The 14594-nt window shown below is 41.4% G+C and carries 7 protein-coding genes; 6 read left to right on the forward strand and 1 reads right to left on the reverse strand.

Going from position 1 to position 14594, the window contains the following annotated elements; all coding sequences use genetic code 11:
• Positions 1-97 precede the first annotated feature (97 nt).
• Positions 98-8587 carry an SIALI-17 repeat-containing surface protein gene (locus K1I61_RS01145; RefSeq protein WP_223332784.1) on the forward strand — a complete coding sequence of 2830 codons (8490 nt, stop codon included), beginning with the start codon at positions 98-100 and terminating at the stop codon, positions 8585-8587.
• Between the two features lie 140 nt (positions 8588-8727).
• On the opposite strand, the gene K1I61_RS01150 is transcribed toward K1I61_RS01145, so the two are convergent.
• The gene (locus K1I61_RS01150) at positions 8728-9129 is read right to left on the reverse strand and encodes a DUF6556 family protein (RefSeq protein ID WP_223332785.1); all 402 of its coding nucleotides are present in this window, start codon (positions 9127-9129) and stop codon (positions 8728-8730) included.
• A 136-nt stretch (positions 9130-9265) separates the two neighbouring features.
• Here K1I61_RS01150 and K1I61_RS01155 point away from each other — a divergent pair, with 136 nt between their 5' ends.
• The 5 genes from K1I61_RS01155 to K1I61_RS01175 all read left to right on the forward strand — a co-directional run bounded on the left by K1I61_RS01155 (position 9266) and on the right by K1I61_RS01175 (position 14532).
• Positions 9266-10408, forward strand: a complete 1143-nt coding sequence (locus K1I61_RS01155; protein ID WP_223332786.1) for a cysteine desulfurase family protein — start codon at positions 9266-9268, stop codon at positions 10406-10408.
• An 8-nt stretch (positions 10409-10416) separates the two neighbouring features.
• The gene (gene thiI / locus K1I61_RS01160) at positions 10417-11631 is read left to right on the forward strand and encodes a tRNA uracil 4-sulfurtransferase ThiI (protein ID WP_223332788.1); all 1215 of its coding nucleotides are present in this window, start codon (positions 10417-10419) and stop codon (positions 11629-11631) included.
• 135 nt (positions 11632-11766) lie between these two features.
• Entirely contained in the window at positions 11767-12591 is an 825-nt protein-coding gene (locus K1I61_RS01165; protein ID WP_223332790.1) for an alpha/beta hydrolase, read from the forward strand.
• 21 nt (positions 12592-12612) lie between these two features.
• A complete protein-coding gene (locus tag K1I61_RS01170) occupies positions 12613-13353 on the forward strand; it encodes an esterase family protein (RefSeq protein ID WP_223332792.1) in 741 nt (246 codons plus the stop codon).
• Positions 13354-13365: 12 nt separating this feature from the next.
• On the forward strand, positions 13366-14532 hold the full coding sequence (locus K1I61_RS01175) for an ATP-grasp domain-containing protein (RefSeq protein ID WP_223332794.1): 1167 nt from the start codon (positions 13366-13368) through the stop codon (positions 14530-14532).
• Positions 14533-14594 lie beyond the last annotated feature (62 nt).

Below are 14594 nucleotides of genomic sequence, written 5' to 3' on the forward strand. Positions count from 1 at the left end.
AAAACCAAACACCTAGAGAGGACCTCTTGGTCCTCCCTTTTTAAAAGGGAAATGAGAACGCTTACCCAATTTAAGCGTTGGAAAGGAAATAAAGAAAATGGGAAAACATTTTTTTGAGAGACGGTGTCATTACAGTATACGTAAGTTTGCAATAGGCGCTGCTTCTGTCATGATTGGTGCAAGCATTTTTGGTGCTGGTATGGTTCAAGCAGCAGAAACAGAAGGGCCTGCAGAGACAGAAGGCACGGTGACACAGGTTCAGCCCCTGGATAAGTTACCAGCGGATATAGCAGCAGCTATTGAAAAAGCTGAATCAGCAAAACCAACTGATCCTACTGAAACGAATCCGACTGATGCGGAAGCTCAGCCTAAAAATACTGGAGAAGCAACACCAAAACCAGCTGAAACTCCAGTTCCTAAGGAAGAAGCAACACCAAAACCAGCTGAAACTCCAAAAGAAGAAGCAGCACCAGTAGCTAAACCAGCAGAAAAGCCAGTTACTAAAGATTTGGTTGAAACTCCAGATGTCAATCATTTGGAAAAGGCTACTGCGACAGCATCAAACCATGAAGCGAACACACCATTTACTGCTGAGAAGGCGATTGATGGAAATCCAGATACTCGTTGGGCAACTGACCGTGATGTTGTGAAACCAACAATCGAATTTAAGCTTGAAAAGACAACCTTAATCAAGCATGTGGAAATTGATTGGGATCGTCGTGTTCGTGGCGAGCAAAATGATCCAAACATCAAATCTTGGAATCTCTATTATGCAGGTCAAGACGAAGTAAATGGATCAGGTCCTGGAGAATGGAAGTTGGCTCATCAACGAACAGGGACTCCGGTTCTAGATGAAAAAGTTGACTTAAAAGAAGCCGTTCAAGCTAAGTATCTTAAACTTGAAATTACAGATTATCAAGCCGGTACTATGCAATGGAAAAATGTGGGTATTCAAGAAATTCGTGCCTACTCAAATATTCCAGACACCAGCAAACCAACAGATATTCGTCAAGTTACAGAAATAGCGGTTGCTGAAGACGGAAAATCACTTGTATTACCTAAATTACCTGGTCAAGTTAGCTTGATTGGAAGCAATAAGCAAGGTGTTATCGACCTAAATAATAAAATCTACACACCGCTGACAGAACAACATGTCAAAGTGATGGTCCAACAAACCAATGATAACCATACCTTCACAAAAGAATTTGAAGTTGTCATTAAAGGCTTGCATGCTGATGAAGGTGTTGGGACCAAACCTGCAGTTGCTCCAGCAGTTCAACAATGGTACGGCACTGAAGGTAAAACTTCTATTACTTCAGAAACTGTCATTTCCGTTGGGAATTCTGGGTTTGACAAGGAAGCTAAGTTCTACCAAACTGACCTTGAAAATCGTGGTTTGGAAGTCGCAACCGGTGGTCAAGAAGCGCAAAACCGTATTGAGTTTAAAAAGGTTGAAGACAAGGGTTATGGTAAAGAAGGCTATGGTATCACCATTAAAGATGGAGTTATCACTGTAGAAGCTGCGACCAATGCAGGAGCATTTTATGCTACACGTACCCTCCTTCAGTTGGGAGAAAATGACTTGCAAAACGGAGAAATCCGTGATTACCCAAGCTTTAGTCACCGTGGCTTTATGCTAGATACAGGTCGTAAGTTTATCCCTTATGATACGCTTGTAGATATCATGCTCAACATGGCCTACTACAAGATGAACGATCTTCAATTGCACTTGAACGACAACTATATCTTCCTCGATAAACACGTGGAAGGTAAACATCTCAGCCAACAAGAAGAATTGGATTATGTTCTTAAAAATGCCAAGACAGGCTTCCGTGTAGAAACTGATGTTGTCGGTGAAAATGGTGAAAAATTAACATCTGACGAGCATTATACCAAGGAAGAAATGCAAGAAATTATCAAGTTAGCTAAAGCTTTGCATATCAACCTTGTTCCTGAAATTGATACACCAGGCCACGCCCTTTCATTTGTTAAGGTCCGTCCAGACTTGATGTACAAGGGTCAACTTAGTGCGAGAAAACACAATGTAGAACGTGTAGCAATGCTCGACTTGGATAACAAGTACGAAGAAACGCTGGCTTTTGTTAAATCAGTCTATGATAAATTACTCGATGGTGAAGACGCACCACTTCGTGGCGTTTCAACAGTTCATATCGGTACAGATGAGTACTATGGAAGTCCTGAAAGTTATCGTCGTTATGTCAATGATATGATTCAGTACATCAAAGGTAAGGGCTTAACACCACGTATTTGGGGTTCACTCTCTGCCAAACAAGGAACTACGCCAGTGGATTGGAAAGATGTAGAAGTGGATATCTGGAGTATCCACTGGCAACGTCCACAGGCAGCAATTGCTCAGGGTGCCAAGATTATCAATATCACAGATATTCCAACCTACAGTGTTCCAAGTGGAAGCAATAGTCAAGGTGGTTATGGGGATTATGCAAACTATGAAACTCAATACAACCGCTGGACACCAAATGACTTCTCAACTGGTGGAGGACCACGCTTAGAAGCATCTAATCCAAATATCCTTGGTGGTGGTCATGCAGTCTGGAATGACAACATTGACTTACATGAAACTGGACTGACATCTTTTGATATCTTTAAACGCTTCTTCAAGAGTATGCAATCAACTGCAGAACGCACTTGGGGTTCAGATCGTGCAGCTAAGACCTATGCAGACCGTATCCAACCAACAAGTGTTTATGCACCACGTTCAAACCCAGAAAAGACAATAGAAGATAGCGACCTATTCACCATTAAACCAGAAACGATCAAGGAATATCTTGCTAAGAATGTGAAGAAAACAGAAGCAGGTTTGAATTTTGAAAAAGATTCTAGTATCGAAGGTTTAGTAGGTGATGTTGGTCCGAGTCATGTTTTGAAATTGGATGTAACTGTTACAGGTGATGGAGAGCAAGTCTTCTCTACAAGTGGGGACAATAAACTTTATCTTGCAGACAAGGATGGCTACTTAGCTTATAAATTTGAACAATTCCATATTCAATTTGACAAGAAACTAGAGAAAAATAAACGTTATCAAATCTCTGTTGTTACGAAACCACAAAAAACAGAAGTTTATGTAGATGGCGAAAAGGTTGAGCGTATTGCAAATCCAGCTCATCCTCGCTTGGCTCACAATAGCTTGGTACTTCCACTTGAAACAATCGGTGGCTTCCAAGGAATCTTGCATAGTGCAGAGTTGTCGAATGAAGCATTTGTAAACCCACGTTTAATCCCAACAGATCACTTCACAGTTTCTGCAAGCAGTCAGGAAACACCAGGAACAGAGACTGAAGGACCAGTAGAAAAAGCTTTCGACAATGATCCGAACACCTTCTGGCATTCAAAATGGACTGGAGACCGTGCTCCATATACCGTTGCCATGAATTTGAATGCTCCTGAAAAAGTCAATGGTTTGACTTATCTTCCACGTCCTGGTGGTGGTAATGGAGTCGTGACATCTTATGAAATCTATGCTCAAAAAGATGGTCAAATGGTTAAGGTTGCTTCAGGAACTTGGGAAAATAATACTAAAGAAAAAACGGTTAATTTTGCAGCAGTTGAAACCAATAAGGTAGAATTTAAAGTTCTGTCAGGTGTCGCAGGATTTGGTAGTGCTGCAGAAATTCAACTGCTCAAGCCACTTTCTGATAGTGAATCAGAAGAGCCAGTTGCTCCAGAAAAACCGGTAACTCCTGAGAAACCGGTGACTCCAGAAAAACCAAAAGTTGAAGAAGTAAGTGATGGTACAACTGAACTTGCGGATAGCTTTGTAGCTACAAAACCAGCCAGTGATGATGCGATCGCTGCTGCAGCACAAAGTCAAGACTATCTCAAGAAAGAATACAAGGTATTCCCAACACCACAAAAAGTTACTTACGGTGAAGGTGTCACTAAACTTCAAAAACAAGTTAATCTTGTTATGGGAGACCATCTAGATATTTACACTCGCAACCGCTTGAAGAGTGTTCTACAAGATCATCAAATCTCATACACAAGCAGTCAAGCAGCAGTAGCAGGTGCTACAAATATCTATCTTGGTGTTCATGGTCAACATTCACAGGCAGAAAAAGAAATATCTGGTATTTCTCAAGGACTCTTTGATAAGATTGATGCTTATGCTTTGTCAATTAAGAACAATACAATCTCTATCGTCGGTAAAGATACAGATGCTGTCTTCTATGGATTGACGACTCTTAAACACATGCTTAATGAAAGTGAAGCTCCAGTTTTACGTAATGTAACTGTTGAAGACTACGCTGAAATTAAGAATCGTGGTTTTATCGAAGGTTACTATGGAAATCCATGGAGCAATGCTGATCGTGCTGAATTGATGCGCTATGGTGGTGACTTGAAGTTGACTCAATACTTCTTTGCTCCAAAAGACGATCCATACCACAACAAGAAATGGCGTGAACTTTATCCAGAAGAAAAATTAGCTGAAATCCGTGAATTGGCGCGTGTCGGAAACCAAAACAAGACTCGTTATGTTTGGACCATCCACCCATTCATGAACAACCGTATCCGTTTTGGCAACGATGCTGACTACCAAAAAGACCTTGAAACCATTAAGGCTAAATTCACTCAATTGATGGATGTCGGCGTTCGTGAGTTCGGTATTTTGGCAGATGATGCTCCAAGTCCAGTTGGTGGCTACAATAGCTACAACCGCTTGATGAAGGACATGACAGATTGGTTGACTGAAAAACAAGCAACTTATGTTGGCCTTCGTAAGGAAATGATCTTCGTTCCTGGTCAGTATTGGGGTAATGGTCGTGAAGATGAGTTGAAATCTCTAAATGAAAATCTTCCAACTTCAACTTCTATGACCCTTACTGGTGGTAAGATTTGGGGTGAAGTATCTGAAAGCTTCCTTTCAAACCTTAAGAATAATCTGACTGCAGGAGGTAAGACATACCGCCCAGTTTCTCTATGGATTAACTGGCCTGTTACAGATAACTCTAAACAACACTTGATTTTGGGTGGCGGTGAGAAATTCCTTCATCCAAATGTGGACCCAAGTCTCCTTTCAGGTATCATGTTGAACCCAATGCAACAATCTGAGCCTTCTAAGATTGCCCTCTTTTCAGCAGCTCAGTACGCATGGAAACAATGGAAATCTGAAGAAGAAGCTAAGAAAGTAAATGACATCGCCTTCAACTTTGTTGAAACAGGTAAATTTACTGACAGTGAAACATCTGTTGCCTTCCGTGAACTTGGTAAACATATGATCAACCAAAACATGGATGGTCGTGTTGTGAAATTGGAAGAGTCTGTTGAACTTGCACCAAAATTGGCGGCCTTCATGTCTAAGTTGAAAGCTGGTCAAGATGTCAATGCAGAGCGTGCTGACTTGCGTGCAGAATTTGCTAAAATAAAAGCTGCAGCACAACTTTATAAAGCATCTGGTGACGAAAAGATGCGTTCTCAAATCCACTATTGGTTGGATAATGCCATTGACCAAATGGATGCTTTGAGTGCTTTCCTAGATGGATCAGAAGCTATTGAAAACAATGATTCTGCTAGACTTTGGGATAGCTATTACAAGGGCTTAAAACTTTATGAACAATCACAAACTTATACTTTCCATTATGTAGACCATGATGAAAGAGCTGAGTTGGGTGTACAACATATCCGTCCATTCCTGCTTGGACTTCGTGAAATCTTGGCAACTGAAGTTCAAAAAGCCCTACACCCAGACCAAGTAATCAGCACCTTTATCACAAACCGTACAGGTGTAGAAGGTGGACTTGCTGAAGTCACTGACGGAGATTTAGGAACACATGCCCTTATCAAATCACCAAACAGCATCCAAACTGGTGACTACATCGGCTTGAAATTTAATAAGGCTGTTCCAATCCAAAACTTGACATTTGCAATGGGAACTCAAGCAAATCCACGCGATACCTTTAACAATGCTAAAGTTGAGTACCTCAATGAAAATGATGAGTGGGTAACACTTTCAGAACCAAGCTACACTGGTAATGAGCCTCTTCTTAAATTTGAAAATCTCAATATCAATGCTAAAGCTGTTCGAATGATTGCCACTTCTGATCGTGATAATACTTGGTTTGCTGTGCGAGAAATTGCTGTTAATCGTCCTGTAGAAGTAAGTCGTCCTAAACAGACAGCTACAGTGACCATCAGTCCAAATCTCATGTACAAGTACAACACGACAGTTGCTCAGATTACAGATGGCCGTGATAATACGGAAGCCATGCTTGCAAATGCTGATCGCACGGATACAACTCCAGTCGATGGTTGGGTACAACTAGACTTGGGTGAAGTCAAACCAGTAACTAAGGTTCGTCTCGTTCAAGGTTCAGGAGATAAATTGGCAGAAGGTGTTCTTGAGTATTCTACAGATGGAAATTCATGGCAAGAATTGGATCGTTTAGCTGGTGAACAAACCAAAGAAATTGAAACTCCAATTTCAGCTCGCTACATCCGTGTTCGTAACACCAAGAATATCAATCTATGGTGGCGTATCGCTGACTTCTCAGTTGAAACACGTGCTGGCAATAGCGAGATGACAGATACTAATGTTGAAAGTTTGAAATCAACTCCAGTATATGACAGTCTCGGTCGTTATGACATGCAAATTCCAAGTGGAACTAAGCTTCCAGCTCATAGCTACTTGGGTATGAAGCTAGACCGTCTACACCAGGCTGAAAGTATTCAGGCTATCGGTATTGGAAATCCAGCCCTTGACTTGGAATTCTCTCCAAATGCACAAGAATGGTATCCAGCTAGCCAAGTAACTGATAAGTCCTTGGTACGTTATGCTCGTTTGGCTAATAAGACTGACCAAGAACAAGCAGTGACAGCAACATCTCTACTCGTTAAGACAAAAGAAGTGGAGCCAACTAAACTTGATTCTACATCAATGGGAATTGATGCCTACTATGGTGCAAATGATGTTCGTAAGATCAAGAATTTGGATCAGTTGTTTGATGGTGTTTACAATAACTTTGTAGAGTTCTCTGACTATGCACGTAAAGATGGTCATATTACCTTGAAACTTGGTAGTGAACGTGAAATCAAGAAGATTAGAGCCTATATCCAAGATGGTACGAAGAACTATCTTCGTGATGGTAAAATTCAGGTTAGTCAAGATGGTAAGACATGGACAGATGTTGTGACAGTAGGTGATGGTGTCGCTAATGAAATGCGTGATGATTCATTGACAGATGGATGGACACATGATTCTAAGATGCCTGGAAATCGCTACATCGAAGGTGAACTTGCAAGTCCAGTTAAAGCTAACTATCTCCGTGTTCTCTTCACTGCTAATTACGATGCTCGTTTTGTTGGATTTACTGAGTTGGTTATCAATGACGGCGAATTTGTGAAACCTATCAACGACCCAACTGTTCAAGGAAACGGTGGAGAAAGTCGAGGCAACCTATACACAAATCTTGTAGATGGCAAAGTCTTGACAAGCTATAAGGCTGAGAAAGACCAAGGTGAGTTGGTTTACCACTTGTCAGAACCAACAAACGCTAACCACATCCGACTTGTTTCTAGTCTGCCTCAAGGAGTAGCAGCTCGTTTACTCGCTCGTACTCTGAAAACAGACAGAGACGGTGCTTGGACAGATTTGGGAGCAATTACTTCAAGCTTCCAAACATTTGCAGTCAGAGATAAGGCTCCATTACTTGATGTTAAACTCATTTGGGAGGGTGGCAAACCAGAGTTCTATGAAATGACGACTTACTATCAAGAACTTTCAGAAGAACCTGAGCAACCAACTCCAGATCCAGAGCCAACTCCAAATCCAGAGCCAACTCCAGATCCGAAACCAACTCCAGATCCAGAGCCAACTCCAGATCCAGAGCCAACTCCAGATCCGAAACCAACTCCAGATCCAGAGCCAACTCCAGATCCAGAACCAACTCCAGATCCGAAACCAACTCCAGATCCAAAACCAACTCCGGATCCAGAACCAACCCCAAATCCAGAGCCAACTCCAGATCCAGAACCAACTCCGGATCCAGAGCCAACTCCAGATCCGAAACCAACTCCGGATCCAGAACCAACTCCAGATCCAAAACCAACTCCAGATCCAAAACCAACTCCGGAACCTGAAGTCCTTTCAAGTAAGGGCGATCAAGAACCACCAGTAGTTGAAATTCCTGAATTTATAGGTGGCGTTAATGCTGCAGAAGCGGCTGTTTATGACATTCCAGAGTTCAAGGGTGGCGTTAATTGGGTTGAAGCGGACAAGAATGAGCTCCCAGAATTCAAGGGTGGTGTTAACGCAGTTGAAGCTTACAAGAATGAGCTTCCAGAGTTCAAGGGTGGCGTTAACGCAGTTGAAGCTGCTAAGAATGAGGTTCCAGAATATAAAGAGCCTGTTGCAAACCCAGTTACACCAATTGCGGATCACAAGCCAGCTCAAATTTCAACAAACCAAAAACAAGAACAACCACATGCTCCAGCAACTGAAGCCAAAGCTCAACTTCCAGCAACTGGTGAGCAAGATTCAGTAGGTTTAGCATTCCTAGCTAGTCTTGGATTGGTTCTTTCTGCAACCTTTATCAAAAAAGGGAAAGAAGACTAAGTACGAATCTTAATTCGATGCAGAATAGCTTGTTTTAAAAAGAAAAACCAGGGACACTAGTTCCTGGTTTTTTGTGATTCGAAAGTATAGAAAACTGCAAATTAAATACCAACGAAGTAACCGTTGGTATTGAAAAATGCTTAAGATGCCCCGTTATTTGCGCTAACTCCTGCTTCAGTAGTTGGAGTGTTTGAAGAAGAATCAGATTGCTCATTTTTCTGAGAATTGTTATCTGATTTTGTATCCTCCTTCTTGCTAGGAGTTTGAACCTCTTCTTTTTGAGTGGTTTCTTGATTGCTTGGTTGGCTCTGTGCAGGAGCGTTTGATTGAGCAGGGCTTTCCTTTTGGATTTCCTTGATAATAGTTGTTTGCGGATTTGTAGCTTTTTTATCTTTATCTTTATCAAAGGCATTCATAATCGTGATACTAGCAGTAATCAAACCTAGAATACTAGCAATCGTTGCAATGGTTTTTTGAAAGACAGTAAACCCTTTTTTGATGTGTTCTGTTTTAGGTTTTGATCTTCTACGATAGTTAGACATAATAGCTCTCCTTTACTATGATTCATTATACCTAAAATCTTTAAAAAAAACTTAAATAAACCTGAACGGCCTTTCTTGTAGCCTGAACTGTTTCGTGTTACAATAGAAGGAGTGATTTTAGAAAGCGTGAGAAACAATGATTTACTTTGATAATTCGGCTACGACCAAGCCTTATCCTGAAGTACTTGAAACTTACATGCAGGTGTCTGCAAAAATTATTGGTAACCCATCTAGCCTTCATCGTTTGGGTGATCAGTCTACCAGAATTTTAGAAGCTTCTCGTCAGCAGATTGCAGATTTAATTGGTAAGAAAAGCGAAGAAGTATTCTTTACCTCTGGTGGTACCGAAGGAGATAACTGGGTTATCAAAGGTGTCGCTTTTGAAAAAGCTCAGTTTGGTAAACACATCATCGTGTCAGAAATTGAGCATCCAGCGGTTAAGGAGTCTGCTCTTTGGCTTCAGACTCAAGGATTTGAGGTGGATTTTGCACCAGTAGATGAGCAAGGTTTTGTGGATTTGGAGATATTAGAAAGTCTAATACGACCTGATACCACACTTATTTCCATCATGGCTGTTAACAATGAAATCGGCTCAATCCAGCCTATTGAAGCTATTTCAGAACTTTTGGCAGATAAGCCAACGATTTCCTTCCATGTTGATGCCGTTCAAGCTTTAGCTAAGATTCCGACAGAAAAGTATTTGACTGACCGAGTGGATTTTGCGACCTTCTCTAGTCATAAATTTCACGGAGTTCGTGGTGTTGGATTTGTCTATATCAAGTCTGGCAAGAAAATCATCCCCCTATTAACTGGTGGTGGCCAAGAGCGTGACTATCGTTCAACAACTGAAAATGTAGCAGGAATTGCAGCAACAGCCAAGGCCTTACGTTTGGCCATGGAAAAACTGGATTTGTTTACAATCAAAACAAGTCAGATGAAGGCAGTCATCCGTCAAGCTCTACTCGAATATCCAGATATTTTTGTTTTCTCAGGTGAGGAAGACTTTGCTCCTCATATTCTGACTTTTGGAATTAAGGGTGTCCGTGGTGAAGTCATCGTTCATGCATTTGAAGACTATGATATTTTCATTTCCACAACCTCTGCTTGCTCGTCCAAGGCAGGAAAACCTGCGGGTACCTTGATTGCCATGGGTGTTGAAAAAGATAAGGCTCAGTCAGCAGTACGCGTCAGCCTAGACCTAGAAAATGACATGAGTCAAGTTGAGCAATTTTTGACCAAACTAAAATTAATTTACAATCAAACTAGAAAAGTAAGATAGGAGCATTCATGCAATATTCAGAAATTATGATTCGCTACGGGGAACTTTCAACCAAAGGTAAAAACCGTATGCGTTTCATCAATAAACTACGTAATAATATCTCAGATGTTTTATCTATCTATCCTCAAGTCAAGGTAACTGCTGATCGCGACCGTGCCCATGCTTATCTTAATGGAGCCGACTATGCAGCAGTAGCTGAGTCTCTCAAACAGGTTTTCGGGATTCAAAACTTTTCTCCAGTATATAAGGTTGAAAAATCTGTAGAAATTCTTAAATCTGCTGTTCAAGAGATTATGCAGGACATCTATAAGGAAGGTATGACCTTTAAGATCTCTAGTAGACGTAGTGATCACAACTTTGAACTGGATAGTCGAGAACTCAATCAAGTTCTTGGTGGTGCTGTTTTTGATGCCATTCCAAATGTACAAGCCCAGATGAAAAATCCCGATATCAATCTGCAAGTGGAGATTCGTGAAGAGGCGGCTTATCTTTCCTATGAGACCATTCGTGGGGCTGGTGGTTTGCCAGTTGGCACTTCTGGGAAAGGTATGCTCATGTTGTCAGGGGGGATTGACTCTCCTGTAGCAGGTTATCTTGCTTTGAAACGTGGAGTAGATATAGAGGCTGTTCACTTTGCGAGCCCACCGTATACTAGTCCAGGTGCCCTCAAGAAAGCGCAGGATTTGACCCGTAAATTGACCAAGTTCGGTGGGAATATCCAGTTTATCGAAGTGCCATTCACGGAGATTCAAGAAGAGATTAAGGCTAAGGCACCAGAAGCTTACCTCATGACTCTGACTCGCCGCTTTATGATGCGCATTACAGACCGTATCCGTGAAGTGAGAAATGGTTTGGTCATCATCAATGGTGAAAGTCTTGGTCAGGTGGCAAGCCAAACCCTAGAAAGTATGCAGGCTATCAACGCCGTAACCAATACACCGATTATCCGACCAGTTGTGACCATGGATAAGTTGGAAATCATAGATATTGCTCAGGTAATTGATACCTTTGAAATTTCTATCCAACCTTTTGAAGACTGCTGTACGATTTTTGCGCCTGATCGTCCCAAAACAAATCCTAAAATTAAGAATGCTGAACAGTATGAAACACGTATGGATGTTGAAGGATTGGTTGAGCGAGCAGTAGCAGGAATTATGATTACTGAAATTACCCCTCAAGCTGAGAAAGATGCGGTTGATGAGTTAATTGATGACCTCCTTTAATCAGAAAAACCAGAGGAAAAGATAAAATAAGTAAAAAAAGTTAGTTTATTGTCCTAAATCTGGATGGAAACTGACTTTTTTTCTATTTTTATGATATAATTAGGTAAAATTTTGAATATAGAGAGTTTTCTGACAATGAATCAATCCTACTTTTACCTGAAAATGCGAGAGCATAAACTCAAGGTTCCATACACAGGCAAGGACCGCCGTGTACGTGTTCTCCTCCCGAAAAACTACGAGAAAGACACGGATCGCACTTATCCGGTTGTTTATTTTCATGATGGTCAAAATGTCTTTTACAGTAAAGAATCCTATGTCGGTCATTCATGGAAGATCATTCCTACCATTAAACGGAATCCAGATATCAGCCGTATGATTGTAGTGGCTATTGATAATGATGGTCTAGGACGGATGAATGAGTATGCGGCATGGAAATTCCAGGAGTCTAATATTCCCGGTCAACAGTTTGGTGGTAAGGGAGTCGAGTACGCTGAGTTTGTCATGGAAGTGGTCAAACCCTTTATCGATGAAAACTATCGTACAAAATCAGACCGCAAGCACACTGCTATGGTTGGGTCTTCTCTAGGCGGCAATATTACTCAGTTTATTGGCTTGGAGTATCAGGATCAGATTGGGTGTTTGGGAGTGTTCTCATCAGCCAACTGGCTTCACCAAGAGGCCTTTGATCGCTATATGGAGCGTAAAAAACTATTACCTGACCAGCGTGTCTTCATCTATGTTGGAACGGAAGAGGCGGATGACACGGATAAGACCCTTATGGCTGGTAATATTAAGCAGGCCTATATTGACTCTTCTCTTAGCTATTATCATGATTTGATAGCAGGAGGAGTTGAGTTGGAAAATCTCTCTCTCAAGGTTCAGGCTGGAGCCATTCACCATGAAGTGCCATGGTCAGAAAATCTTCCAGCTTGCCTACGCTTTTTTGCAGAAAATTGGTAATTAGTATAAAGGAGACAGGATATGCATATTGAACATCTTAGCCACTGGAGTGGTCATCTTAACCGTGAAATGTATGTCAATCGATACGGACATGGAGGCATCCCAGTTGTTGTCTTTGCTTCTTCAGGTGGTAGCCACAATGAATACTATGATTTTGGGATGATTGATGCTTGTGCATCCTTTATTGAAGAAGGTCGCGTGCAGTTCTTTACCCTTTCAAGTGTAGATAGTGAGAGCTGGCTTGCGACTTGGAAAAATAGTCATGATCAAGCTGAGATGCACCGTGCCTATGAACGATATGTGATTGAAGAAGCTATTCCTTTTATCAAGCACAAGACAGGCTGGTTTGACGGTATGATGACAACAGGGTGCTCTATGGGAGCCTATCACGCTTTGAATTTCTTCCTCCATCATCCAGATGTCTTTACCAAGGTTATCGCCCTCAGTGGTGTCTATGATGCTCGTTTCTTTGTTGGAGATTACTACAACGATGATGCTATCTATCAAAATTCACCAGTAGACTATATCTGGAATCAAAATGATGGTTGGTTTATCGATCGTTACCGTCAGGCTGAGATTGTCATCTGTACAGGACTAGGTGCTTGGGAACAGGATGGCCTTCCTTCTTACTACAAGTTAAAAGAAGCCTTTGACCAAAAACAAATTCCTGCCTGGTTTGCAGAATGGGGGCACGATGTTGCCCATGACTGGGAATGGTGGCGCAAACAAATGCCTTATTTCCTCGGTCATATGAGTCTATAAAAGGAGTTGCTTATGAATTATCTTGTAATTTCACCCTATTACCCACAAAATTTTCAGCAATTTAGTATTGAGCTAGCCAATAAAGGAATCACAGTTCTAGGGATTGGGCAAGAACCCTACGAACAACTAGATGAACCATTACGCAATAGCTTGACGGAGTACTTCCGAGTTGATAATCTTGAAAATATCGATGAGGTTAAACGAGCAGTTGCCTTTCTTTTCTATAAGCATGGTCCAATTGACCGCATCGAATCTCATAATGAATACTGGCTAGAGTTGGATGCTGCTCTTCGTGAACAGTTCAATGTTTTTGGTGCCAAACCAGAAGACCTCAAGAAGACCAAGTTCAAGTCTGAAATGAAAAAACTCTTCCAAAAAACTGGAGTTCCAGTTGTGCCAGGTGCTGTCATTGAAACAGAAGCAGATGTTGACAAAGCTGTGAAAGAAATCGGTCTTCCCATGATTGCCAAACCTGATAATGGAGTTGGGGCAGCTGCAACCTTCAAACTTGAAACAGAAGATGATGTAAACCACTTTAAGGCTGAATGGGACCATTCAACAGTTTATTTCTTTGAAAAATTTATTACCTCTAGTGAAATCTGTACCTTCGATGGTTTGGTGGATAGAGATGGGAATATTGTCTTTTCAACTACCTTTGACTATGCACATACACCCCTTGATCTCATGATTTACAAGATGGACAATTCTTATTATGTTCTTAAAGATATGGATCCGAAACTTCGCAAGTATGGTGAGGCTATCGTCAAGGAATTTGGTATGAAAGAACGTTTCTTCCATATCGAGTTCTTCCGTGAGGGTGATGATTATATTGCCATTGAGTACAATAACCGTCCAGCGGGTGGCTTCACTATTGATGTCTATAACTATGCGCATTCCTTAGATTTGTACAAGGGCTATGCAGCTATCGTTGCAGGTGAAGCATTCCCAGAGTCTCCGTTTGAAACCCAGTATTGCTTGGCAACATCTCGTCGCGCCAATGCTAACTATGTTTATTCAGAAGAAGACTTGCTCGCTAAATATGGTCAGCAGTTCAAAGTAAAGAAAATTATGCCGGCAGCCTTTGCTGAATTGCAAGGAGACTATCTCTATATGCTTACGACACCAAGTCGTGAGGAAATGGAGCAGATGATTAAGGACTTTGGTCAGCGTCAAGAATAATCGAAATTAGGACTTAACAAAGGATGTTTGTTAGGTCTTTTTTGTAGACTTGAAATAAAAGC

Source organism: Streptococcus infantis, from assembly GCF_019929665.1.
Classification (GTDB): Bacteria; Bacillota; Bacilli; order Lactobacillales; family Streptococcaceae; genus Streptococcus; species Streptococcus infantis_H.